The 24,282-nt window shown below is 43.3% G+C and carries 19 protein-coding genes; 16 read left to right on the forward strand and 3 right to left on the reverse strand.

Annotation, left to right across the window (positions count from 1 at the left end):
* Positions 1–85: 85 nt before the first annotated feature.
* The 3 genes from RB622_RS24460 (at position 86) to rfbD (ending at position 2,854) form a co-directional block, all read left to right on the forward strand.
* Positions 86–796 (forward strand): YjbH domain-containing protein, encoded by a 711-nt coding sequence (locus tag RB622_RS24460; protein ID WP_308049369.1) that lies wholly within the window; start codon positions 86–88, stop codon positions 794–796.
* Entirely contained in the window at positions 786–1,916 is a 1,131-nt protein-coding gene (locus tag RB622_RS24465) for a YjbH domain-containing protein (protein WP_308049371.1), read from the forward strand. The genes RB622_RS24460 and RB622_RS24465 overlap by 11 nt, the downstream gene beginning before the upstream one ends.
* 86 nt (positions 1,917–2,002) lie before the next feature.
* On the forward strand, positions 2,003–2,854 hold the full coding sequence (gene rfbD, locus RB622_RS24470; protein ID WP_308049372.1) for a dTDP-4-dehydrorhamnose reductase: 852 nt from the start codon (positions 2,003–2,005) through the stop codon (positions 2,852–2,854).
* 135 nt (positions 2,855–2,989) lie between these two features.
* On the opposite strand, the gene RB622_RS24475 is transcribed toward rfbD, so the two are convergent.
* On the reverse strand, positions 2,990–4,756 hold the full coding sequence (locus RB622_RS24475; protein ID WP_308049374.1) for an alpha-L-rhamnosidase C-terminal domain-containing protein: 1,767 nt from the start codon (positions 4,754–4,756) through the stop codon (positions 2,990–2,992).
* Between the two features lie 973 nt (positions 4,757–5,729).
* Here RB622_RS24475 and RB622_RS24480 point away from each other — a divergent pair.
* The 8 genes from RB622_RS24480 (at position 5,730) to RB622_RS24515 (ending at position 17,092) form a co-directional block, all read left to right on the forward strand.
* On the forward strand, positions 5,730–6,122 hold the full coding sequence (locus tag RB622_RS24480; protein WP_308049375.1) for a GreA/GreB family elongation factor: 393 nt from the start codon (positions 5,730–5,732) through the stop codon (positions 6,120–6,122).
* Positions 6,123–6,599: 477 nt separating this feature from the next.
* The gene (locus tag RB622_RS24485) at positions 6,600–7,226 is read left to right on the forward strand and encodes a hypothetical protein (RefSeq protein WP_308049377.1); all 627 of its coding nucleotides are present in this window, start codon (positions 6,600–6,602) and stop codon (positions 7,224–7,226) included.
* Between the two features lie 290 nt (positions 7,227–7,516).
* The gene (locus RB622_RS24490; RefSeq protein ID WP_308049378.1) at positions 7,517–9,229 is read left to right on the forward strand and encodes a sodium:solute symporter; all 1,713 of its coding nucleotides are present in this window, start codon (positions 7,517–7,519) and stop codon (positions 9,227–9,229) included.
* Positions 9,230–9,404: 175 nt separating this feature from the next.
* The gene (locus tag RB622_RS24495) at positions 9,405–10,055 is read left to right on the forward strand and encodes a TetR family transcriptional regulator (protein ID WP_308049379.1); all 651 of its coding nucleotides are present in this window, start codon (positions 9,405–9,407) and stop codon (positions 10,053–10,055) included.
* 69 nt (positions 10,056–10,124) lie between these two features.
* Positions 10,125–11,492 (forward strand): TolC family protein, encoded by a 1,368-nt coding sequence (locus RB622_RS24500; protein ID WP_308049380.1) that lies wholly within the window; start codon positions 10,125–10,127, stop codon positions 11,490–11,492.
* Positions 11,493–11,530: 38 nt separating this feature from the next.
* Positions 11,531–12,661, forward strand: a complete 1,131-nt coding sequence (locus RB622_RS24505) for an efflux RND transporter periplasmic adaptor subunit (protein WP_308049381.1) — start codon at positions 11,531–11,533, stop codon at positions 12,659–12,661.
* A gap of 65 nt (positions 12,662–12,726) precedes the next feature.
* Positions 12,727–15,882: a multidrug efflux RND transporter permease subunit gene (locus RB622_RS24510; protein ID WP_308049382.1), complete on the forward strand. Its 3,156-nt coding sequence runs from the start codon at positions 12,727–12,729 to the stop codon at positions 15,880–15,882.
* A gap of 307 nt (positions 15,883–16,189) precedes the next feature.
* The gene (locus RB622_RS24515) at positions 16,190–17,092 is read left to right on the forward strand and encodes a bestrophin family ion channel (protein WP_308049383.1); all 903 of its coding nucleotides are present in this window, start codon (positions 16,190–16,192) and stop codon (positions 17,090–17,092) included.
* Positions 17,093–17,194: 102 nt separating this feature from the next.
* Here RB622_RS24515 and RB622_RS24520 read toward each other — a convergent pair whose 3' ends face one another.
* The gene (locus RB622_RS24520; RefSeq protein WP_308049384.1) at positions 17,195–18,583 is read right to left on the reverse strand and encodes a DUF4270 family protein; all 1,389 of its coding nucleotides are present in this window, start codon (positions 18,581–18,583) and stop codon (positions 17,195–17,197) included.
* A 164-nt stretch (positions 18,584–18,747) separates the two neighbouring features.
* Between RB622_RS24520 and RB622_RS24525 the strand changes: the two genes are divergently transcribed.
* The 3 genes from RB622_RS24525 to RB622_RS24535 all read left to right on the forward strand — a co-directional run bounded on the left by RB622_RS24525 (position 18,748) and on the right by RB622_RS24535 (position 21,034).
* The gene (locus tag RB622_RS24525) at positions 18,748–19,476 is read left to right on the forward strand and encodes a LytTR family DNA-binding domain-containing protein (protein WP_308049385.1); all 729 of its coding nucleotides are present in this window, start codon (positions 18,748–18,750) and stop codon (positions 19,474–19,476) included.
* 160 nt (positions 19,477–19,636) lie between these two features.
* Positions 19,637–20,671 carry a galactose oxidase gene (locus tag RB622_RS24530; protein ID WP_308049386.1) on the forward strand — a complete coding sequence of 345 codons (1,035 nt, stop codon included), beginning with the start codon at positions 19,637–19,639 and terminating at the stop codon, positions 20,669–20,671.
* 3 nt (positions 20,672–20,674) lie between these two features.
* A complete protein-coding gene (locus RB622_RS24535; RefSeq protein WP_308049387.1) occupies positions 20,675–21,034 on the forward strand; it encodes a DUF4907 domain-containing protein in 360 nt (119 codons plus the stop codon).
* A 93-nt stretch (positions 21,035–21,127) separates the two neighbouring features.
* On the opposite strand, the gene RB622_RS24540 is transcribed toward RB622_RS24535, so the two are convergent.
* Positions 21,128–22,219: an endonuclease/exonuclease/phosphatase family protein gene (locus RB622_RS24540; RefSeq protein ID WP_308049388.1), complete on the reverse strand. Its 1,092-nt coding sequence runs from the start codon at positions 22,217–22,219 to the stop codon at positions 21,128–21,130.
* Between the two features lie 175 nt (positions 22,220–22,394).
* Between RB622_RS24540 and rimP the strand changes: the two genes are divergently transcribed.
* Together rimP and nusA are read left to right on the forward strand one after the other, a co-directional pair.
* Positions 22,395–22,883, forward strand: a complete 489-nt coding sequence (gene rimP / locus RB622_RS24545) for a ribosome maturation factor RimP (RefSeq protein WP_308049389.1) — start codon at positions 22,395–22,397, stop codon at positions 22,881–22,883.
* An 83-nt stretch (positions 22,884–22,966) separates the two neighbouring features.
* Positions 22,967–24,208: a transcription termination factor NusA gene (gene nusA / locus RB622_RS24550; RefSeq protein ID WP_308049390.1), complete on the forward strand. Its 1,242-nt coding sequence runs from the start codon at positions 22,967–22,969 to the stop codon at positions 24,206–24,208.
* Positions 24,209–24,282 lie beyond the last annotated feature (74 nt).

Raw genomic sequence — 24,282 nt, forward strand, 5'->3', positions numbered from 1 at the left:
CATGATAACCTTGCCCTTTCTGGTTATTTTATGTGTAAGTGTTCCCGGATATTCTCAAATGAATATTTCTGGTAAACCCGGCCTTATGTATGTACCCACAGCAACCGAAACCAAGGACGGAACCTTTCAATTTGGCATTAATTACAATCCCATTGATTACGGGTTTCGGTTCAACAAAAAAAATTCCGAAAATATTTACTTCATTAACGCGACCATTGTACCGCGCCTGGAAGTAAATGTCAATTTACTCCGCATCAATAACGAAAAGATAAATGGGCAAAAGGGAATCGGTGACCGGCAGATTGACCTGAAATATCTTATTTTAAAAGAGAAAAAATATCAGCCTTCGCTGGCCCTTATCATCTCTGCACCTTTTGGCATCGACAATTCACTAACTACAAATGCCCTCGTAGCGACCAAGTCCTTTAAATTATCCCCGAAATTCTTTGCCGAAGTAACGGCTGGTTTAGGAAGCCCCTATTATATTCAACGGGATGACTCTGAAAAAGACAATTACAATATTTTCCAGGACCTTAAATTTCGGAAAAAGAAAGAACTGGCCTATTACTATTTATCCGGCCCCATTGGCGGAATAAACTTTCGTTACGAAAAAAAAGCCGGCCTAATGGTTGAATGGGATTCACAACATCTTAACATTGGTGCGTACGGAACACTGTTCAAAAGATGGACAATCCAGGCAGGCATTATCAATTTCGACCAAATCACATTCGGGACGTCATATGCCCTCAATCTAAAAACGCTACCCAAGCGGTTAAAAAAAGCGAATGAAAATTAGTACACTGCTTTCAGGGATTCTCTTGTTCTTTGGGATTTCATCGGCATTTGCCCAGAGTGACTCTACGCTGGCAAGGCGAAAATCCCTTTGGTTGAATTACGAAAATACGACTTTGGATCCGCTGAATGGAAGGATCTATTACGAACAACGTCTGGACCGCAATCCGCTCTATGGCTTGCTGGAAATGCGTCAGTCGCTTGCAGACAATAATATCCATGAATACCTGCCCATGTTCCAGGGCATTATCATGGCCAACTATAAACTGGGATCAAAAATCACAGCAACCGTCCCGACTTTGGAAGAGCGGAAAAACCAGCGGATCAAATTTTTCCCGCATCCCAGCCGCTACAAATTTGATTTCTGGATACAACCTTTATTTTCGGCCATTTTTGGTTATCGTGAACAAACCTTACAAAGTAATACCAGTGTGCTTTTGCAAACACAATTTTACTTGTGGCAGGGCATGGTGTTAAATGCGGGGATCCTCTTCCCTATTACCAACGACATGAACAGCCATCCGAAAATCATCCGCCCGGCTCCTGTTTTCCTGAACCAGTTTTATGCATTCGGAAAAAACTTTATCAGTGCATCGGCGGGATATTTCTACAACGATCAGTATGGGGTGAACGTACAATACCGCCATACGGATATGACCAATCCCTGGTCTTTCGGAGCAGAAGCCGGTTTAACGGGTTATTACTATTATCCCAGAGGAGGAATTTATGCAGGGCCGCTGGATCAGTTATTTTTACAGGCCGATGTGGCTTATCGCGTTGCCCGGCCTGATATCACATTGAAATTATCGGGAGGACAATACCTCTGGAAAGACCGTGGCGTCCGGGTAGATTTTGTAAAGCAGTTTACCAATGTAGAAATAGGTCTTTATGCCATGAAGACAACCAATGGCGCAACAGCAGGGTTTAACTTTGCGATCCCTATTCCGCCAGGCAAAATTTTACAGGGACAAAACGCCCGTTTAAGAACAACAGACCAGTTTCGTTGGGAATACTCATACACACGCGGCTTCCAGATCGGCGAACGTTACCGGACCGGTTATCAGCTCGATCAAAAGCTCAGACAATACCATACGAATTACTTAAACGCACAAAGAGAAAATTGACCGGGAGGGAGCTGTTTCCGTCTTAAATTTTTCACTTTCAAATTATAATTCCGTTACTTTACCACGACAATAATTAGCACCTGCACATGAAAATAGTAGTACTTGGAGCTTCGGGACAGCTCGGCCATTGCCTCAAAAAAGTAGCAGAAGAAAGAAATATCACCGACGTATCATTCCCGTCGGAACAGGATGGAAACATTCTGGATGCCAATCTTCTGGATATTTTGTTCAGCAAGGAAAACCCGCAATTTGTAATTAACTGTGCAGCATATACCGCGGTGGATAAGGCAGAAGATGAAATTGATATTTGCCGTAAAGTAAACCGCGACGGGGCAGAAATCATTGCAAAGTCTTGTCTAAAACACAATGCGACCCTGATTCACGTATCAACGGATTTTGTTTTTAAAGGAAATATTCCTCAGCTGTTATCCGAAACTGATCCTGCCGAACCGGAAAATATATATGGTTTGACCAAATTGGAAGGTGAGCAAGCCATTTCCGACGTACTGGAAAAACATTTCACCTTAAGAACCAGCTGGCTTTATTCTGAATTTGGCAACAATTTTGTCAAAACCATGCTTCGTCTGGGCGGAGAAAGAGAGCAGCTTGGTGTGATCATGGATCAGGCCGGCTCCCCTACTTACGCCATTGACCTGGCAGGCGCTATTTTTGACATCATCGAATCAAACAGTGCTTCTTACGGCATCTATCATTACAGCAACGAAGGCGTAACCTCCTGGTTTGATTTTGCCAAAACAATTTTCGATCTCAGTGAAACTTCCGTGAAAGTCAATCCGGTAAAAACTTCCGAATATGTGACCAAAGCGGTGCGCCCTGCCTATTCTGTGATGGACAAATCGAAAATAAAGAGCACATTTGGCATTGAAATTCCCTATTGGAGAGAAAGTTTGAAGGTATGTCTGGCGCGGTTGAGCTAAAAGCGAAAATTCAGATTAAAGTCAAATATTTACCATACAAAAGGACGCCGGAAATGATTCCGGCGTCCTTTTGTATGGAATCGTAAAAATAGCAATCTTAAATTTTACACGTTGCTAACTAATTATACTTCATTTTCAATTCCCAGCCCGAACCACTTTCACGCCTTTGGGCGCATCAATCGTGGATTTTATTTTTCCATCCGCCGATTTCTCATGACGTATTTTCACCACGCCCATCGGGGTGGGAAAGCTGCCTTCAACCCATTTCAAGTCTCCGAGATTGGGTTGTACCTTAATTGATTTACAGCCCGGTTCCAGCACGCTCACACCCAGAACATGCTCAGAAAGCCAGGAAGTAGGCCCCGATGCCCAGCCGTGACAAAGGCTATGGCGTAGATTTTTGTAACAGTAAGCACCGAAATCCCCATGAATATCATCTTTCCCATCCGGGACAACTTCGGTAATGGGTGCCGCATTTTTTGTCCAGTCCAGATCAAAATCTTCCCAGAAAGTAGTTGCGCCCATGTCGAGCATGCCGCCCCAATAATTCCGGATACAATCGATCGCCCCCTGATAATCACCGGCCTTCGCACGCGCCTGAAGCATGTAGTACCCGTAAAAAGTAGACATTCTAGCGCAGCCATCCACGGCTAACACATCACTGTTTGCCTTTTGAGCAGGAACAAGACCAGACAATGCCAGCAAAGCGGCGGCCTGTTTGGATCCATTGGCATCTGGCACATAAAGTTTAAGATTGATGGCGGTGTCCTTGCATTTCTTCGCCTCAGCGGGCTCATCCAAAATCGTACAAAGCTCAGCACCCGCCTCAAGAGTCATCACCATCATGGCATGTAACCCCGCATGAATCGCCTTCGGATTTTCACTGGAAGGCCAGTCAAGAAACCGGGTTCCGTCGAGTGCTTCCTTGTTATCTTTGGTTTTGCTCATCAAAAGATCCAGCAGTTCCACCAGGTATTTCTGTTGTTTCCTTAAATAGGCAAGATCTCCCTGATACTTATAAAGATCTCTGTGGATCAGCACCCACCACATGGAATAGGCGCTGATACCGTTCATCCAGCCGGGAAGCGGCGTGATATCTCTGGCCTGATCAAGACTTTTCGCTACCACTTCATTTTGCCCGAATACTGAGTTGATCGTCATAATCTCCGGGTGCATATCCCCTACCCAGACAAGTCTGTCTCTTTTGATACCATCCCACAAAAACTGCTGCATATTTAAGTGAACCGTATAGGCTCCTGTATTCCATATCTGGTTCAGGCGATCATCACTGCTTTTAAAAGATCCAAGGTAAGGGATGTCCCGGTACTCAAAAATCGCCCGGGCCTCTTTCAGCTGAAGCTCACGGTCAGCGTCGACCAAATCGATACGGACAAAACGGAATCCGGTATTTCCCACCTGCATCACACCCAGCCAGGGAACCTCGATTACGAAATCGCGCATTGCGTGGTCATTTGTGGCTCCGCTTATCGTATCAACCTCCGACATGGTTTCACTTACCGATTCTCCAAAACGCAGCCTGACTTTAATAGGCCGGTGGTCCACAGGCTGGTCAGTCACCAACTGTAAGCCTCCCTGAATTTCCTTCCCAAAATCCAGAACCAGTCCTGGTTTTTCACCATCCTTGCTGATAAGCCTGCAAAAGTTTTTGTGCATAAGGTCAGCCTGCCCGGTTCCGGGACGTAAAAGATTCCCGGCATCAACAATACTTTTACCACTACGGTCCGACTGCCAGACAATCCTCGTGGCCGTCAGGTACTGCCGCACCCGTGAATCTTTTTCCGCTGGATAATCCGTGCCAAAAACCGGAGGCAAATTCTGGGCATTCAGCTGCTGGGTATGTAAACAGAAAAGACAAAAAGCATAGAAGGTAAACTTTTTCAAAATACAGAAGATTAAGGTGATTGACATTAATATTTAAGGAAAGTAAAGCATTATTTTACCACAATCCAGCCTGCTGTATCCTGCCTGTTAATCTTTGAAAATCACGCTGACCAATGAAAATCCGCTTAAAATCATTGACAGATATGATTTAAATAAAAAAACGCACTTTGACGGAGTATCATACATAGAAGTTGATAATCAAGAAGGGATGATATTATTGTAGAAAACACGGGTAAAAATTCTTATTCAACGGCTATTCACACGAATCGGCCACCGCGACGGGGTTTGATGGAACGGCCTGATATTTACTTGCTACAACAATACCATCCCTCCGGGATTTTTGTAGGCTGATGAAATTTTGCCCAACCGCAGACGGCAAAACTGTCTCACGATATAATTCGTTTAACGTATCTTGGATTATCTCAAATAAGTTTAAACAACTTCGTAATTTCCTTCCTCACAGCGAGGCCACTAACAACTCGATTTTTCGTATTTTATGGTAAAAAAAGAGTGTCCGGAAACATTTTAGTGCCGCAATAATTTTTTTTGTCTGTAAATGAAGTGTAACTTAGCCAATATGGTTAACAGACATTTCAAACATCCGTACAAAGTTTCCACCGACAGAACATCTGATTTTGTTGGAGAATACTTATTGCCATACGGTCAGCTAACCTTTCATAGCTTCTGCGTTAAGCTTTATTTTATCTCAAATTTCAAGGACTTCAATACTCTAGCCCCGGACCGCTACTAAAATCCAGGGTTCGGGGAAATGCTCTTTCCGGCAAGATTTCATTTTAACTCATTTTCTGGCATTGGCCGTCTTTGTGCAATTGCATCCAGTCGGGGCTGATACCTTATGGATTTTTTTGCCAAAACTTTCAAAATCTGGTTTCGCGGTTTCCTGGCTCAACGAGCCAGGAGGTAAGACGCGTATGTCAGAATTCTTAAATTTTAACTATCAAAAAATATAATTATGGACAGTTCAAAAACTCCGGTCCTTCTTGGAGAAGAAGACTTCCGCATGCTGAAACAATTTGCAGAGCAGTTTTCTTCCAGTGCAAAAAGTCATGAAATGACGTTATCCTATGAGCTCAACAGGGCCATTGTCGTTGAAGACGAAGTATTACCGCCATGTTGTATACGGCTCAACTCCTACGTAAAAGTCCGCGAGCTGCTCAGCAATAAGGAGATGGAGTTCAGTATCGTTTTACCCGCGGCTTCCAATATCAAAGAGAACAAAATATCCGTTCTAACGCCCATGGGGGCAGCATTGATAGGGTTATGCAAGGGAGAAAAAGTAGAATGGAAAATGCCCGGCGGCATGAAATCACTCGAAATATTGGATGTAATACAAAACCCCTCCTAAGCAGTGGTCATTTAGCATCAGGAAACGGCAGGCTTTCCTGATGCTTTTTGTTTTATACTTCAACAATTCCTCCTTCATCCACTTTATCTTGCATGGATTAAATTGTGTGGTATTCTGGGGCTTTTTTCAACAAAACCCGCGATTTGTAAATCTCCCAGAAAGCTTGCCGGACAAAAACCAAAAAATATTAGTATTGTAATATTCTAATATTAACAAAAAATTACGCTTCCGCCTCTTCACCTGGTTAAAGCAGCCATTTTATGCTGTACCCATCTTTCCGGGCTTCATTCATTGCTTGTCACCACTTCTGGAATTCCTCCAAAACGCATTTAGATTATTCTTTAAAAAGCCGAAACAAACCTTGCAAACCTAAGCAACCGCGCGTATAACTGGTATGGAAATTGATCCGTACAGTGTCAATCTGACAAATATGTCCGAGTTCAATTTATTTAACCCCGGATCTCAACGTTACGCAACATGAAAAAAGCACTTTATTTCCTATTATTCTCGGGCCTGTTCCATGCCGTGCAAGCCCAAAACAACGAGGAAAATCTAAAACCATTGACCAGTGATCAAAAATCGGTTGATTTTCTTCAATACCGTCCACGCTGGAACGTGAAAGTGGGTGCAGGTATCGGAACGACCTGGCGATATAAAAAGAATTTCCTGGATGCCTCTGCTATCTCACTTTCTGTGGAGCCTTCTTACCGGCTGACCAACTATGTGGCCGTGGGGCTTCGTGGAGAATACACTTTTATGAAATCCTATCTTTCCAACGCTGGCAGGATAAAAGCCGATCCCATCGGGTCGATAGCCGTTACGGGCGATGTTATAAAGCTTTGGAATAATAAATTCGCGCCATTCATCGGCTTGGGTGCCGGTGTATATTTTCTGGGCACCGGGGAATATCCGTCCAGCAATAGTCCTTCAAATGAAAATAGTACCAAAGTCAGAACAACTCTGGGTAACCGCTTCGGAATTTCACCAAGAATCGGTATGAACATCATGTCGTTTTCAGTGGCCCTGGAAATGCATTTAATTGATGAAAAAGATTTTAACAACCGGGATTATGCTACTTTAAAACTCGGTTATACGTTAAAATAGCCAGGGCTTTCTATTTGTTAATAAATCCTAATATATGCCGGTTCTCAGAAGTGAAACGTAAAATATGCTAAAACAATCCAAAAAGCGTTCTATTTTTGTCGCGGGCTGTTATACGTCCCGCGTTAATCCCTGAACTCTTAAAAAATGAATAAAAAAGACGGCTTGACTCCGCCAGAGGATCTTGATGGTTTGCCCCCATTCGTAAGTTCCTGGCCTCAGTTGTACGCACTTCTGATTGCGACGCTGGTTATTCTTATTGCCCTCTTTTATTTATTCATGACCCACTTCGAATGAGCTATCTTGACTGGATTGTACTTTCTCTTACCCTTACTTTCATTGTCGCTTACGGCATTTACAAAAGCCGTGAAAACAGCAACATTGATTCCTATCTGCTGGCCAACAAATCGATGCCCTGGTATCATGTAACGTTATCCCTGATGGCGACACAGGCCAGTGCCATCACGTTTCTGTCTGCTCCCGGGCAGGCCTATACCGACGGCATGCGTTTTGTGCAGTTTTATTTCGGACTTCCGCTGGCCATGGTCGTGCTTTGCATCACTTTTGTACCCAAATTCAACAAGCTTAAGATTTTTACGGCTTACGAGTTTCTCGAAGGTCGCTTCGACCTGCGCACCCGCACGCTGACTTCATTTCTTTTTCTTTTGCAGCGGGGGCTTTCGACAGGACTTTCTATTTATGCGCCATCACTGATTCTCTCCTCGATTCTCGGCTGGGACATCACCTGGACCAATATTATTTCGGGGGGGATCGTCATGCTTTATACCGTGTCGGGCGGGGCCAAGGCGGTTTCCCATACCCATCTTCAGCAAATGGGTATCGTCACCGTGGGTATGGTCCTTGCCGGATTTATGGTCGTCAAGCTTTTACCTGAAAATGTGTCTTTCACCGATGCCCTTCATGTGGCAGGAAAAATGGGGAAAACCAACCTGATTGATTTCTCTTTTGACCTGAACAACCGTTACAATGTATGGTCCGGGCTTATTGGCGGCTTTTTTCTTCAACTCTCCTATTTTGGCACCGACCAGTCGCAGGTTGGCCGATATCTTACGGGAAGTTCTCAGGGCCAAAGCCGTTTGGGGCTCGCCATGAATGGCCTTTTAAAGATCCCGATGCAGTTCTTAATTCTGCTCGTTGGCGTGCTGGTTTTTGCATTTTACCAATTTACCAATCCGCCGCTTTTTTTCAACCAGGTGGAAGTAAACAAGATCAAAAAAACACAGTATGCCGGTGCATTTGAGAAGCTTGAAACCGAGCACGCCTTAATCCAACAAGGCAAACATACGCATGTGATGGCCTTAACCGACGCCCTTAATAACGGCGATCAGCCTGCTATTGATAAGTCCCGGATTATTCTGGGCGGCATTGAAAATGATGTTAAAGAAGTAAGAGGAAAAGCGCAGGCACTCTTGTCAAAAGCGAATGGCGACGAAGTCAATGATGTCAATTATATCTTCCTCCGTTTTGTCATCGATTACCTGCCCGTGGGCATGCTTGGACTATTGATTGCAGTGATATTGCTGGCCTCTATGGGATCCGTCGCAGCAGCCTATAACTCACTGGCATCCTGCACCGTAGTTGATATTTACAAGCGCATGTATCATAAAGACGACCAGGACAGAAACTATGTCCGGGCTTCCCGGTTGGCCACTTTTTTCTGGGGTATTTTCTGCATTTTCGTTGCGCAGTATGCAAGCCGTTTAGGCAGTATGATTGAGGCAGTTAACGTACTGGGCTCCCTGTTTTACGGTGTTATTCTGGGTATTTTTCTCGTTGCATTTTATTTCAAAAACATTGGCGGCAGAGCCGTTTTTTGGGCGGCCGTGCTCGGAGAGATTTTCGTTGTGCTGAGTTACTGGAAAGACCTGACAGCCTTTTTATGGCTTAACCTGATTGGCTGCGTACTGGTTATTGCCTTTGCATGGATACTGGAAAAAATATGGCCCGAGAAAACGATTGTAGCCAAAGAACAAGCCGTCTCGTGATCAAAACAGGCTTCCAATTTCACTAAATTTTGCACTATGTCAATATTAACTCTCATTAATCAAATAACTGTTTGATTTTTTCAAACAAACGTTTGATTTATTTTCTTTAACACCTATCTTTGTCCTGTTATCAGTGCGCCCGGCCTTACTATGATGGCGTCCGATTACCTAGCCAATGGAATATAACAGCAAACAATTGCAAATTATCGGAGTAGCTGAAAAGCTATTTGCGGAAAAAGGTTTCTCCGGAACTTCTGTCCGGGACATCTCCCAGGAAGCCGATATCAATGTCTCTATGATATCGTATTATTTCGGTTCCAAAGAGAAGCTGATCGAAGCACTTTTCGAAGTCAGGTCTAAGGATTTCCTGGCGCGTCTTGAAAGTCTGCTGCTCAATGCCGACTTATCTCCCTTTCAGAAAGTAAACCTGATGATCGATGGTGTTGTTGAGCGGTTAATTGAAAAACAGTGTTTTCATAACATTGTGGTGAGAGAACAACTCGCGGGCAACCGCACCCCCATCATTTCCGACCTGCTCCGGACTATGAAGGCAAAAAACCTCAGAGCCATGGAAAACATCATCGAAGAAGGCCAGCAATTGGGGGTTTTCCAAAAAGAAATCGACGTGTACATGCTTTCCACAACGCTTTTTGGAACCATCAACCAGACCCTTAGCACACAACCTTTTTACCGTTCGCTATACGGTCTGGAAGAAGCAACGCAGCAGGATGTCGACCTGCACCTGAAACAAAAACTGAGTACGCACTTGAAAAAAACCTTTCGGGTGATACTTGATCAGGAATTAAATCAGGCGATTGGCAGTTAATGCTGCAAGCACCTCCTCCTGAAATTCATCAACACTTTTTTTCATTATCAAATTAACATTTCCCTTTTCATGAATTTTCATTTTAAAGCTAAAACGATCAGGCTTTTAGCAATGGGTATTTCACTTCTGCTGCTGGCTCCGGCGCTGGTTTTTGCTCAAACAAGCGTAGCCAACCAGCAAAACAGCGCAGAACAAAATACGCTTGCCAGTGGTACTTTGGAAGATATTCTTCAGTATGCCATGAAAAATCAGCCTCTAATTCAGCAGTCGATCATTGATGAGCGTGTGGCTGAAAACACGGTTAAAAGTAAACTTGCAGACTGGTATCCGCAGATTAACTTCAATTACAACCTTCAGCATAACTTTATTATACAGACGAGTGTCATTGGAGGAAACCCGGTAAAACTTGGGGTAAGTAATCTTTCCGCCGGCCAGTTTACGGTCTCACAGGCGATTTTCAACAGAGATGTTTTACTTGCCAAAAGAACAAAAGGTGACGTATTGCTTCAGGCAAACCAAAACACATCTTTCAACAAGACAGACCTTGCCGTGAATGTATCCAAAGCGTTTTACGATGTTTTGGCAACGACACAGCAGATCCGGGTTTCGGCAGAAGATATTGTACGTCTGGAAAGAAGCTTAAAAGATGCTCAGAATCAGTACAAATCAGGTGTTGCGGACAAAATCGACTACAAGCGTGCAACGATTTCGCTCAACAATACCAAAGCCTCCAAGAAAAGCAATGAAGAAATTCTGAAAGGCAAAATTGAATTCCTGAAATCGCTGATGGGCTATCCTTTAGGCAACGAGCTAAAGATCAGCTACGACAGCCTTCAGATGGAAAGAGAAATTATGCTTGACACCCTTCAGGCACCAGAAGTTACATCCAGAATCGAATTTCAACAGTTAACGACACAGAAAAGACTGCTGGAATCGAATCTTAAATACAACAAAATGAGCTTCCTACCGACAGTCGCTGCCAACGGAGCTTACAATTTAAACTATCAGAACAAACGATTCGGTGATCTTTACGGAAATAATTTCCCTAACTCGTTCGCAGCGGTAACACTTACTTTACCACTTTATCAGGGTGGAAAACGCAAAGCCAATATCAATTCGGCGGAATGGCAGGTGAAAAGAGTGGACCTGGATATCACCAACCTGAAACTGAATGTGAATTCAGAATATACCAACGCACTGAGCTATTACAAAGGAAGCCTTGCAAACCTGCTGTCCCAGAAAGAAAACGTGGATCTGGCAAAAGAAGTTTACGATGTAATCCAGTTGCAATATAAGTCAGGGATTAAAACGTATCTGGAAGTAATTACATCTGAAACAGACCTTCGTCTTGCCAGAATTAATTATTACAATGCACTCTATCAGGTACTGGCGAACAAAATCGACGTACAGAAAGCCCTTGGTCAACTTAACTATTAATTATTGAAATCCCCTTTGATACCATGTCTTTAAATACCATGAAATACTATACAGCAGCTTTATCGGTTTTCGTACTGGTTTCCTGCGGAAAAAAGGACGCTCAGCAGGCAGCTATGCAGGCGCCTCCGGCGGTGAATGTAACTTTGCAGGAAGTAACGACCATGGATGCAGTCTACCACGATCAGTATCCGGCTTCGGTTACGGCACTTAATCAGGTGGAACTTCGTCCGCAGGTAACTGGGTTTATCACAGGCGTACATTTCAGCGACGGCGCGCGTGTTAGAAAAGGACAATTGCTTTATTCTATCGATGCCCAACTTTACTCTGCCAATTACGAGCAGGCGGTTGCGAACCTGAATGTGCAAAAAGCCAATGTGGTAAAAGCACAAAAAGATGCTGACCGCTACCATGAGCTTGATAAAAATGACGCCGTTGCAAAGCAACTGGTCGACAACGCCGATGCAGCGCTTGAAGTAGCTAAAAAGCAAGCTGACGCGGCACAGGCAAGCATTACAGCCGTTTCTACCAACGTACGTTATACCAAAGTGGTCGCACCATTTGATGGTGTGATCGGTATTTCACTTGTCAAAGTGGGCGCCGCAGTATCAGCCGGACAAACGATTTTGAACACGGTTTCAACAGACGGACAACTTGCAGTTGACTTCAATGTAGACCAAAAGGAGATTTTCCGTTTTACCAATCTTTTGAAAAACAGCAATGGTAAAGACTCTACTTTCACCCTGGCATTTGGAACAGATATCTATCCCTACCCGGGTAAAATTCAGCTGATCGACCGTGCCGTAGATCCACTGACCGGAACCATTAAAACACGTCTTGTTTTCCCGAATAACAGCAATCTGCTTCGTGCAGGCATGACAGGAACTGTGCGCGTTCTTAACAATGGATCGGCCAAAGCGGTTATGATTCCTTACAAAGCGGTTACTGAGCAGTTGGGTGAATTCTTTGTATATGTTGCCGGAGACAGCAGCAAAGTTAGCCAGAGAAGACTCGTTTTGGGGCAGCCAATCGGCAGCAATATCATTGTGAAAGAAGGATTGAAAGAGGGTGAAAAGATTGCAGTGGAAGGTGTTCAGAATTTACGTGAAGGAGCAACAATCAAAACAGAAACCGCACCAGCTCCTGCTGCTGGCGCACCATCAGTAAGATAAGTTTAAACGGAATTTTTGCCTTTTAAGGCATTAGACTCCTTCTGATTCCCTTAAATACTAAAAAAATGATTGCAGATATTTTTATAAAAAGGCCCGTTACGGCAATCGTTACATCGATTGTAATCGTGCTCGTCGGGCTTATTGCACTAACAACACTGCCCGTAGCGCAGTATCCGGACGTAACCCCTCCGACCGTTACCGTATCCGGGATCTTTACCGGCGCGGATGCCCAGACGGTGGAGCAGACAACGACCACCGCCATTGAAACCCAGATTAACGGTACGCCTGGCATGAGTTATATGTCGTCCAACAGTACCAGTAGCGGCCAAAGCAGTATCAACGTCGTTTTTGACATCGGTACAGATGTTAACATCGCGGCGCTTGACGTTCAAAACCGTGTGAGTGTGGCTGAGCCATCACTTCCGGATGCTGTAAAAAGACTTGGTTTAACGGTTCGTAAAAGACAGCCAAGTATCATGATCGCTCTGGCGCTATATTCGCCAAAGGGAACGCACGATGCTCAGTTCATTGGTAACTATGCCAACATTTACGTGAAAGACGCCTTGCAGCGTGTGAAAGGTGTGGGGGATATTGTTTCGCGTGCGGATGATTTCGGTATGCGTATCTGGTTGAATCCGGAAAAACTCGCGAGTTTACAAATGACGCCAAGCGATATTTCAGCGGCACTTGCCGAGCAAAACTTACAGATTGCAGCAGGTACTGTCGGCGGAAACCCGCAGCCAAACAAGCAGGCATTTGAATACAGTGTGCTTACAAACAGTCGTCTGAATACGCGGGAACAGTTTGAAAATATTATCGTCCGCTCTTCACCGGCAGAAGGAAGCCTTGTATACCTGAAAGATGTAGCCCGTGTTGAACTGGGTAAGTTTGACTACGGAAGCAACGCCTTCGTTGATGGGAAACCGGCTGCATTCGTTTTGATCTATCAGGCACCGGGCGCCAATGCGCTTGATACCTATGATGGTGTTATGAAGGCCCTGACAGAGCTTAAGAAGACTTTCCCGAAAGACATTGACTACGTGATACCCGTTGAAACGGCGTCTGTTGTACGCGTGTCTATTGAAGAAGTACTTCATACATTCGCAGAAGCCATGATTCTGGTGGTTCTTGTGGTATTCCTGTTCCTTCAGAACTGGCGTGCAACACTGATCCCGATTCTTGCGATCCCTGTTTCTTTGATCGGTACATTCATATTCTTTATACCGTTTGGATTTACGATCAATACGCTGACGCTATTCGCATTCGTACTGGCCATTGGTATTGTAGTGGATGATGCGATTGTGGTGGTCGAGGCGGTCCAGCATAACATTGACCATGGCCGGCTTTCGCCAAAAGCTGCCACTGAAAAGGCGATGAAAGAAATATCCGGCCCGGTAATCGCGATCGCCCTGATCCTTGCGGCCGTATTCGTTCCGGTAAGTTTTGTACCCGGTATTGTAGGAAGGCTTTATCAGCAATTCGCCATTACCATTGCCGTTTCTGTTCTTCTTTCCGCTTTTGTTGCACTTTCACTAACACCTGCACTTTGTGCAATGATGTTGAAACCGACCAAAGGCGCCAACGAGAAAAAGAATTTACTTGAAAAATTCTTCGACAAGTTTAACGCATGGTTTGACAGGGTTTCGCATTCTTATACCAGAGGTGTTTCGAAATGGATCAAGGGCACACCTTATGTGATCATCATGATGATCTGTCTGTTTGTCGGTCTGGGTTATCTTTTCAAAAGCAAACCAACCGGATTTATCCCGCTGGAAGATGAAGGCCGTCTTTTTGTTACCTATGAAATGCAGGAAGCTGCTTCAACAACGCGTAACATTGAGATGATCAAGGAAATCATGAAGCGTGTTTCCGCTATCCCCGAAATCAAAACGGTGGGTGGTCTTGCCGGACTTAACGTAATCAGTTTTTCCAACAAGGCCAACGTAGGTACCATGTTTGTAACCTTACATCCCTGGGCTGACCGGGTAGGTGCAGAACACCACGTACAAGCTGTAATCAAAGAAATCCAGAAACGTACTGCTGATATCAAAGAGGCCCGCGTTCTGGCCATTGCCCCTCCTGCGATTCCTGGTCTGGGTCAGACATCCGGTTTTACCTTTGAATTGCAACAGACAACCAGTACGGATGACATTAAGAAATTTGAAGCTGTCACCCAGAAGTTTTTATCAGAGGTAAACAAACGTCCTGAAATCGGATTTGCCTATACTTTCTTTAACGCCAAAACACCTTCTTACCAGATTGATGTGGACCGCGATAAAACCAAAAAATTAGGGGTTCAGGTTAACGATGTCTTCAACACCCTGTCAACTTTACTGGGTAGTACATACGTGAACGACTTTAACCTTTACGGACGTAACTTCCGGGTTATGGTGCAGGCCGACAGCAGTTTCCGGTCAAACATTGAGCAGATCAACAAGTTTTATGTTCGCAACAAAGCAGGCAGTATGATCCCGCTTTCGGCAATCGTGAGCACAAAGGTCGTGGAAAACCCTGCGTTGATTTCTCACTATAACATTTATCGTGCGGTAGAGATCAACGGTACACCAAAACCAGGATTCAGTAGTGGCCAGGCCATTAATGCGCTGAAAGAAGTGGCTGCCACTTCCCTTCCGGCCGGTTACGGGTATGAGTTCTCCGGTATGAGTAGCGAGGAGATCAAAGCGGGTGACAGTACGACAACGATTTTTGCGATCTCCATTGTGTTCGTGTTCCTGTTCCTGGCTGCTCTGTACGAAAGCTGGTCTATTCCGTTCTCTGTACTTTTTGCGGTACCTATCGGTGCATTCGGTTCGATTTTGACACTTACTTTCCTGCCAAATCTTACCAATAATATTTATGCCCAGATCGGTTTGATTACCCTGATTGGTCTCGCCGCGAAAAATGCGATTCTGATCGTAGAGTTTGCCAAGGAACGTGTGGATGCCGGGATGGATTTGGTTAAGGCGACACTCGAGGCGGTGCAATTACGTCTTCGTCCGATTATCATGACTTCGCTGGCCTTTATTCTAGGGGTACTTCCACTGGCCTTTGCAAGTGGTGCAGCGGCAGAATCCCGTAAAACAATTGGCTGGACTGTGTTCGGAGGGATGCTTGCAGCCACCTCACTCGCAATCTTTGTAGTTCCCGTCCTTTTTGTAGCAATCGAAAAAATTGCCTTCAAACGAAAGGAAAGGAAAAAAGCCAGGGAGTCGAGATTATAGTCTGAATGAATAGCATAAATAAAAACAGGCGCGGGGCTTACAGCTTCGCGCCTGTTTTTATTTATAACTCGTTACATGCTTAAATAATTATTGAATACCGTTTTCTATCCATGTTGTAAGTTTCAACCGATCAGCGCTTGCGTTGTCTCATTTATTTCGCTCTATGCTCTCAATTTATCAAGCACTTATAAATTGATTTATTTCATAAATACTGAAACAAATGTATTTATGTCGTTATTTATGAAATAAAAGCAAACTGCTGTATTTCCAATTTAAATCTGACTTATTACGAAATAACTTTACCTGAATGTACGTAAAAGAAGTATTCTCAATTTGGCGCCTTTTGAAGGGCATCTGGCCAGGTGTGCTTGCAGTAACCACCTATGCCGCAGTCGTCTTTTATCTGTATCAATACCATCAGTGGCATTTCCTTATCTTTCCGCTTTCCATTATTTCCATTGTCGGGACTGCCCTCTCGCTGCTGCTTGGTTTCAGGACCAACTCGGCCTATGACCGCTGGTGGGAAGCCCGCAAGTCCTGGGGCGCGATTGTTAACGACAGCCGGACACTGATCCGTCAGTCTCTTGCCTTTATTAAAACGGAACCCGAAGAAAAAAAAGAAATCGTCCATAACATCACACATCTCCAGATTGCCTGGTGTTATGCGCTGTGTAACACTTTGAGGGGAGATCCGGTACTGGTTAGTGCCAATTTACATTTAAACGAGCAGGAGCTCGAATATGTATCCAAACATAGCAACGTCCCCAATGCGATTCTATTTCTGATCCAGCAGCGAATTAACGACGCTTACGACAAGGATTATCTTCATCCGCTGTTTTTCCAAAATCTGGATGACACGCTGAGCAGACTTTGCGACGCCATGGGGCAATGCGAACGAATAAAAAACACGATTTTCCCGACACAGTATAGTTTTTTCGTCCACTTTATCATCTTTCTTTTTACACTTATCCTCCCCATGGGGCTGATCGACAGCATCGGACGGATTGCCATCCCGATCACCTTCCTGATTTCCTTCTTGTTTTTCTACGTAGAAGGTATTTCCTACGTGATGCAGAGCCCTTTCGAAGGGAATCACAATGATATACCGATGACGGCCCTCTCGCGCACCATCGAAATTAATCTCCTTCAGATTATTGATGCATCGCCCATTCCTGATAAAATTTTACCAAAAGACGGATACATCATGTAGTGATGCGATCAATCCGAAGTATTTTTAATAAAAAACGGTTGCAGTTAATCCTGCAACCGTTTTTTGTTAAAAATATTTATCCGTTAAACCACTACAAATACCTTATGGTTTTAATGTTGTATAGTACAGTTCCAGCTTCACACCAGGCTCTACTGTATTTTGCTGGCTTCCGATGACAAGGCGTGTAAGGCTTTGTGCAAATTCAGTTTGCGTTTCAGGATACTCGGCACTGCTTAGCGGTGATGTTAGGAACAGCAGCCCATTGGATTCTGAGGACGCGCTGGCCAGTATGGCTGTAAACTGCGCACTCACATCAAAAGAATAATATTCCTTATTGTTAATCATATCGTTTACATAGACGCCCGTTACCGCCTTTTGAGCCAAATCCGATAGCGGCACCAAATTGCTTCCGTCAGGTCTGTAAAACTGATTATTTTTATCACAAAGATACACATAAATGACCGGAGGTGCTCCAAATACACCTTTTACAACGGAGTTTTTGAAAGGCGTCACCTTCAAAAATGCCCGGTTGGGAACCGAATATTTTATGTCTCTCAGATTTCTCACCGTTGGAAAATCTGCGCGCGCCATTAGTCCCACCCCTCCCTGAATAAACACCTTATCACCAGACTGAGCAGAAGGCAATGCAATTCTGCTTGTATTTGGTAACTTTGCCAAATCCGTACCGCTTCTATCCGCCAAAATTTGGTTGTACTCACGCTCGATCACGAATGTACCAACCCCTTTTGTTATTCCGTCTTTCTCAGCAGTATGATAATGAAGTTCCACTACCGTACTATCTACTCCGGTTTTAAACCCGATCACAGAAGCATTATCCTTTGCTCCCGCTACGACCATTAAACCTTTTACAATATTGATCCACTGATCATTGCTAGTCAACAAATTGGCTGCGCTTTGATCAAAAACTTTTTTACCCAGCACATCTGACAACTTGATCCGTAAAGAATTAACCGCTGTTGGTGTTGGTTTGAAGCTTTTTGTTCCGATCGGCGTTGCATCAAAGGGCGTTGTATTGCCATTGAAGTAAAGACTTTTGGTCATGATATCCTCCTGAAGTGTATGTACAGAAAAATTCAGCGTCTTAGTCGTATCGCCATAATAATACTTATCATAGGCAAGCTTCAACACCAAAGAATCATAGACCGCTTTTTCGGGAAGTGTGAAAGACGTTTTCAGGCTCGGCTGAAAAAATACCGTTGAATGCATTTTCCCAAAATAAGGATCTGCAAAACGTCCGGCAAACATACGACTTGCACCGCCCGTCATCATCGAGTCGAACCCGACAGTGGAGAGTTTAACTGTACTGGTATCGGAAAACAGTACAAGGAAATCATCAGGATTCCGCTGTTCGAGCGAAACTATTTCATCTCCTGACTGACAACCCGATATTGAAACGCACAAATATAATCCGGCAAGGATGCTGGAAACCGGCGAAAATAGTCTTTTAGAAAAACAATAATTAAATTTCATTTAGCGCAAGAACAGTAAAAATGCAAAAATATCAGATATAAACCTGAATAACAAAAGGAATTAGACAAACAGGCAAAATGTGTAGACCAAAATTAAATGCAACAAAATTGTCTGTTATCACGTATAGCTCTATATTACATCCGAAATTGCATTTTAAAGTACACATGAGGAAGATAAACTGTATTGTAATTGATCAAAGAGAACCGGATCTGAAAGTTTTGAGTCAGCACATTCACAGCATTCCTTTTTTTGAATTGTTAGGTACCTATGCTACTTCCGATGACGCGGCAGACATGCTTAGAACGCAAAAGGTAGACATTCTATTTTTGGATATAGAAAATTTTGGACTGGATGGCTTACATTTTCTTAAAAGTCTTTCTTACAATACACGGATAATTATCACAACAATTCATGACAATTTTGCGTTAGAAGCCTTTAACCTGAATGTACTGGACTACTTGTTAAAACCGTTCAGTAGGGAGCGTTTCCTGAAAGCATCAGACAAAGCATATGAACTATTTAGTCTGCTGGACCTTCGGGAGAAAAAAAATTACGCCCCGGAAGAGCATTTTATCAATCAGGAATATTTATTTGTCATGTCTGATTATGCACTCGTCAAAGTAAAATTATCGGATGTCAGCTATATCGAAGGATTAAAAGATTATCTTAAAATCTATTTCGTAAATCAGCTAAATCCGGTCGTTACCAGAATGACTATGAAATCGTTAGAGGAAAAATTACCCCGGAGCCAGTTCCTCCGAGTACATAAATCTTATATCGTTTCGATTGATAAAATAGATATTATCAGAAGCCAACGCATCAAAATCGGTCAAATTACAGTACCTATCAGTGATGGTTATTATGAAACTTTTCGACAAAAAGTAAATATATAATTTTTCTAAGCAATTCCAAGATGTTATGTTTGCAGTAGATTTGGTCAAAATGTCTCTTCATCTACACATTCAGCCAGTTCATCGCAATTGCTTTTTTTATCCCTAGTGTACCACGATTTTTGTTTTCATTTGTATTAATTAGTCAAACCAGAATTTTTTCATGTTTAATACCTTAAAAAAGTCATCGTTAACCCTTCTAATCGCTTCAACTGCACTAATTCAATTCGGATGTGGTAGTGAGTCTGATCCTGACAAAGTTGGAAACTGGTACAAGAAAGATATTCCTTCTTTTGGAGGTATCCCAAGAAACAGTGCAGTAAGTTTCATGATTAATAACAAGGGATATATCGGCACAGGATATACCAACGAAAGCGTAGCCCGCGTAAAAGATTTTTGGTCTTACGATGCTGCCACCAAAATCTGGGCACAGGTTTCTGACTTTCCGGGCACGGGAAGAAATGACGCCGTGGCTTTTGTTGCAAGTGGAAAAGCCTATGTAGGCACAGGCTATGATGGAAACACAGCCGTTGATAATGGATACAAAAAAGATTTCTATCAGTTTGACCCAACCACCAATAAGTGGAAAGCCGTAGCTGATTTCCCTGCCTCGGCGCGCCAATACTCCACGGCTTTCAATGTTGGGGACAAAGGCTACGTGGGATTAGGATTTAATACTGCGGGATATCACCAGGATTTCTATGAATATAACCCCGTTACCGATGCATGGACTGAGGTGGCTACATTCCTTGGCGGAAAAAGAAGAGGCGCTACCGGCTTTACGATTGGCAGCACAGGTTATGTAGGATTTGGAACCAATAATTCGGTAGCGGACGTACGCGATTTGTATCAATTTGTTCCGGGAGGGACCAGCGGAAAAGGAGCCTGGACGCAAAAAACAGTCTTTAATGACGATAATGGAGATTTTCCGTCAGTAAGATCTAATGCATTTGCCCTTGTCATCAACGAAAAAGCATACATCGTAGGTGGTGCCAGAAACTCAGATACCTGGGAATGGTCTCCGACTACTGATAAATGGGTTGAAAGAACCGCTTTTGAAGGAGGTACACGTGGGTATGCTGCAGGTTTTGTTATAAACAATGTTGGTTACTTTGGCACAGGCGCTTCCGGAACAAACCGTGTAGACGATTTCTGGGGCTTCAATCCTGATGCAGCCGTTGACGCCGACGATAACTAAGAAGTGATTAAAAAATCAATACATTTCAGAATTGCTCTGATTTGCATATGGACCTTCGCCGTAACAATTTTCATTTCATCGTGTCATGCGAAGAAAGAAAATGCTAACAGCGAAGGTCTTCGCAATTACAAGGTATCCGCGATTCCCGTAGACAGCACCTGGGGCTACCGCATTTATCAGGATACCGTGGCGATCATCGAGCAAAGAGTTATTCCCGGATTGCCAGGCAATAGCGGGTTTAAAACAGAACAGCAGGCTCTCTCAGTAGGTGAGCTCGTCATTAGTAAACTGGAAAAGGGTGTTTTCCCACCTTCGGTTTCAGTTAAGGAGCTTGACAGTCTCGATATCGCTTATCCCCATTAAATTGATTTCCTGTTATCATAAAAAAGCTGCATATCCCAAGGGGGATATGCAGCTTTTTTATGATAATCTATTTCTGGTTATTGCTTCCTTTTACTACTCACGCTTAACTGAATACGTTCCGATACTTGGATTGTGATCAGAGTATTTAATATTATTCCAGGTTTTAAAATCATAGAGTGTTAACTTCTTATCGTTATAAAACTGGTTATCGATCCGGATAAACCAGGGGATTTTATTGTAGGTAAAACCAAACCCCTCTCCCTTATCTTCAAAAGCATTGTTTAACAATTGCCTGGTTTTCCCATAGAAATAACTGTAAGGTGTCTCGTTAAAATCCCCGCAGACGATAACCGGATACGGCGATTCCTTAATCCATTCTTCCAGTAGTTGTACTTCCAAAATCCTCGACGTAAACCCGTTTTTCATCCTGGCAAATGTCCCTTTGGTCTCCCGCTTAATCCCAGCCATTTCCTTCTGTCTCACGAGTGTAGACAGCCTTAAAGACATGGAATAAAGATGCACTGCAATGATTCGTACCGTATCTTTCCCAATAAGAACATCGGCATACATCAGGCCATTTTGTTGTTCTGTGGGCTTTTCACGGTGTGAAATGATCGGAAATTTCGAGAATATGGCCAGCGTCTGATAGCTGGCACCCTCTTTCATTGTTTTGTTTTTCAGGAAATTATGGTATTTATACCCGGCCTTTTTTAAATATTCCGTCGTCTGGAATGCCCGTTTGTATTCTTCGTTGTTAAACTCCGGCATGCAGAGGATATCGGCATTTTGATCTACCAGCCATTGTTTCATTTCATTTGTTTTAACGTCATCCTTTTTGGTATGGGAAGGCGTAATCCAAAAGCCATATACATTGTAATTAAGTAAACTAAATGTTTTCCCTGATTTTTCAGCGGACCGTTTATCAGAGCCAAACTGATAAGTCCGCGACATAAAAATACTGCCCAGACAAATCAGGAACAAGGGTACAAGCGATTTCTTAGGATCAATAAAAATCCAGAACACAAAAAAGAATAAGCTGACGAGAACAGTGACCGGAAGAGACATCATCAAAAAACCAGCGACCCAATGCGGTGTAGGCACCCAATACGTTAAAGCGTACACCAGCAAACTATAAGCCCCGAAACACTTAAACAAAAGCCAAAAAAAACCTTTCAATCCTTTCACAATGCGCTATGATTTCAATCCTTCCACAAAAATAGATGAACACTTCGAATAAAGAACACTTCTTCAAGAGTTTGTACAAATCATAAAAAAGTTTTACATTTGCATAATAATTCGAGTTTGATCGGTTGATTGAGGGGGGTATTTAATCCCCTTTTTTATTTGTAGTACATCTTACATGACAATAAAAGAACATTTGGAAGTTTTGCTGGCTCCGTTTTTGGAAGAAGGCAATTATTTTCTGGTGGATATTCAGATAAAGGCTTCCAAAGTGAGCCAGAAAGTAACTATTCTCGTCGACAAGGACGAAGGTATTACCATTCAGGAATGTACGTCCATCAGCCGCAGACTTGCGAAACAACTGGAAGAACAGGAAATTTTCACTGACGCATATACACTGGAAGTTTCATCCCCTGGTTTAGATCAGCCACTGGTTCTTCTACGCCAGTATTTAAAAAACCTTGGAAGAAATTTGAAGGTTACTTTAAAAACAGGCGAAGTAATTTCGGGTCAGTTGACGGAAGCAAAAGAAAATGAGATAACGCTGCAATTACCAGAGCCCAAGAAAAAATCGAAAGTACCGGTAGATGAAGCATCGCTGAAACGTGAGATCCCCGTGGATCAGATCTCGAAGGCACTTGTTGAAATCTCGTTTAAAAACTTATAGATCGGATTATCATTTCAATCTGATTTGCAGGAAATTATATATTATGTATAACTTAGTATCAGCAAATATTCTTAAGCATTACAATGGATAGCGGAATATTAATTGAGTCATTTGCGGAGTTTGCCAGCTCAAAAAACATTGATCGTCCAACGATGATCAGCGTTTTGGAAGAAGTATTTCGTACAATGATTCGTAAAAAGTACGGCACTGATGATAATTTTGATGTAATCATTAACCCGGAGAGCGGTGACCTCGAAATGTGGCGCACACGTGAAATTGTTGACGACAATTCCGAAGATATCTGGGATTACAATAAAATACCTCTGGCCGAAGCGCGTAAGATTCAGAATGACTTTGAAGTCGGCGAGGAAGTTGCGGAAGAAGTGAAATTGGTTGAATTCGGTCGTCGCCTTGTACAAACAGCACGCCAAACCCTGATCCAGAAAATTAAAGATATGGAAAAGGAGATCATGTACGAAAAGTACAAGGATCAGGTTGGCGAAATGATTACAGGCGAGGTATACCAGACGCTTCGTCACGAGGTGATTATCATGGACAGTGAAGGAAATGAACTTTCCCTTCCACGTACTGAACAAATTTCGAAAGACCGTTTCCGTAAAGGTGAATCTGTTAAATCAGTGATCCATAAAGTGGAAATGAATAACGGAACACCGAGAATCACTTTGTCCAGAACCTCTCCTGTTTTCCTTGAACGCTTGTTTGAAGTGGAGATTCCTGAAATTTACGATGGAATTATCTCTGTAAGACGCGTCGTTCGTGAGCCGGGTGAGCGTGCGAAAGTAGCCGTTGAATCATACGATGACCGCATTGACCCGGTGGGTGCCTGCGTGGGTATGAAAGGTTCGCGGATTCACTCCATCGTGCGTGAGTTAGGGAATGAAAATATTGACGTGATCAATTATACGGAAAATCTGGAACTGCTTATCAGCCGTGCGTTAAGCCCTGCCAAAGTAAGTTCAATGCAGATTGACCGTGAGGCAAAACGTGTATCCGTTTTCCTGAAACCGGATCAGGTTTCTCTGGCTATCGGTAAAGGTGGTCAGAACATCAAACTGGCTGGCAGACTGGTTGGAATGGAAATTGATGTATTCCGTGATATCGAAGAACAGAATGACGAAGATGTGGATCTTTCTGAATTCTCGGATGAAATCGACGCATGGATGATCAGTGAGTTGCACAAAATAGGATTGGATACCGCTAAGAGTGTTTTAGCGCTTAATAAAGAGGAACTTGTTCGACGGACTGATTTAGAAGAAAACACCGTTGAAGATATTCTGGATATCCTTCGCAAAGAGTTTGAATAATTACAAGAATATGTGGAGGTATTGACATAGTGTTTATATTTCCACGGATGCAAAAACTTTTTTCTACAAATTGC

It is taken from the genome of Dyadobacter sp. LHD-138 (assembly GCF_030929615.1).
Taxonomy (GTDB): domain Bacteria; phylum Bacteroidota; class Bacteroidia; order Cytophagales; family Spirosomataceae; genus Dyadobacter.

What these genes read in the sequence shown, in the direction of transcription:
- RB622_RS24460 (WP_308049369.1), top strand. Translation starts at nt 86, where the DNA reads ATGTATGTACCCACAGCAACCGAAACCAAGGACGGAACCTTTCAATTT.
- RB622_RS24465 (WP_308049371.1), top strand. Translation starts at nt 786, where the DNA reads ATGAAAATTAGTACACTGCTTTCAGGGATTCTCTTGTTCTTTGGGATT.
- rfbD (WP_308049372.1), top strand. Translation starts at nt 2,003, where the DNA reads ATGAAAATAGTAGTACTTGGAGCTTCGGGACAGCTCGGCCATTGCCTC.
- RB622_RS24480 (WP_308049375.1), top strand. Translation starts at nt 5,730, where the DNA reads ATGGACAGTTCAAAAACTCCGGTCCTTCTTGGAGAAGAAGACTTCCGC.
- RB622_RS24485 (WP_308049377.1), top strand. Translation starts at nt 6,600, where the DNA reads ATGAAAAAAGCACTTTATTTCCTATTATTCTCGGGCCTGTTCCATGCC.
- RB622_RS24490 (WP_308049378.1), top strand. Translation starts at nt 7,517, where the DNA reads ATGAGCTATCTTGACTGGATTGTACTTTCTCTTACCCTTACTTTCATT.
- RB622_RS24495 (WP_308049379.1), top strand. Translation starts at nt 9,405, where the DNA reads ATGGAATATAACAGCAAACAATTGCAAATTATCGGAGTAGCTGAAAAG.
- RB622_RS24500 (WP_308049380.1), top strand. Translation starts at nt 10,125, where the DNA reads ATGAATTTTCATTTTAAAGCTAAAACGATCAGGCTTTTAGCAATGGGT.
- RB622_RS24505 (WP_308049381.1), top strand. Translation starts at nt 11,531, where the DNA reads ATGAAATACTATACAGCAGCTTTATCGGTTTTCGTACTGGTTTCCTGC.
- RB622_RS24510 (WP_308049382.1), top strand. Translation starts at nt 12,727, where the DNA reads ATGATTGCAGATATTTTTATAAAAAGGCCCGTTACGGCAATCGTTACA.
- RB622_RS24515 (WP_308049383.1), top strand. Translation starts at nt 16,190, where the DNA reads ATGTACGTAAAAGAAGTATTCTCAATTTGGCGCCTTTTGAAGGGCATC.
- RB622_RS24520 (WP_308049384.1), bottom strand. Translation starts at nt 18,583, where the DNA reads ATGAAATTTAATTATTGTTTTTCTAAAAGACTATTTTCGCCGGTTTCC.
- RB622_RS24525 (WP_308049385.1), top strand. Translation starts at nt 18,748, where the DNA reads ATGAGGAAGATAAACTGTATTGTAATTGATCAAAGAGAACCGGATCTG.
- RB622_RS24530 (WP_308049386.1), top strand. Translation starts at nt 19,637, where the DNA reads ATGTTTAATACCTTAAAAAAGTCATCGTTAACCCTTCTAATCGCTTCA.
- rimP (WP_308049389.1), top strand. Translation starts at nt 22,395, where the DNA reads ATGACAATAAAAGAACATTTGGAAGTTTTGCTGGCTCCGTTTTTGGAA.
- nusA (WP_308049390.1), top strand. Translation starts at nt 22,967, where the DNA reads ATGGATAGCGGAATATTAATTGAGTCATTTGCGGAGTTTGCCAGCTCA.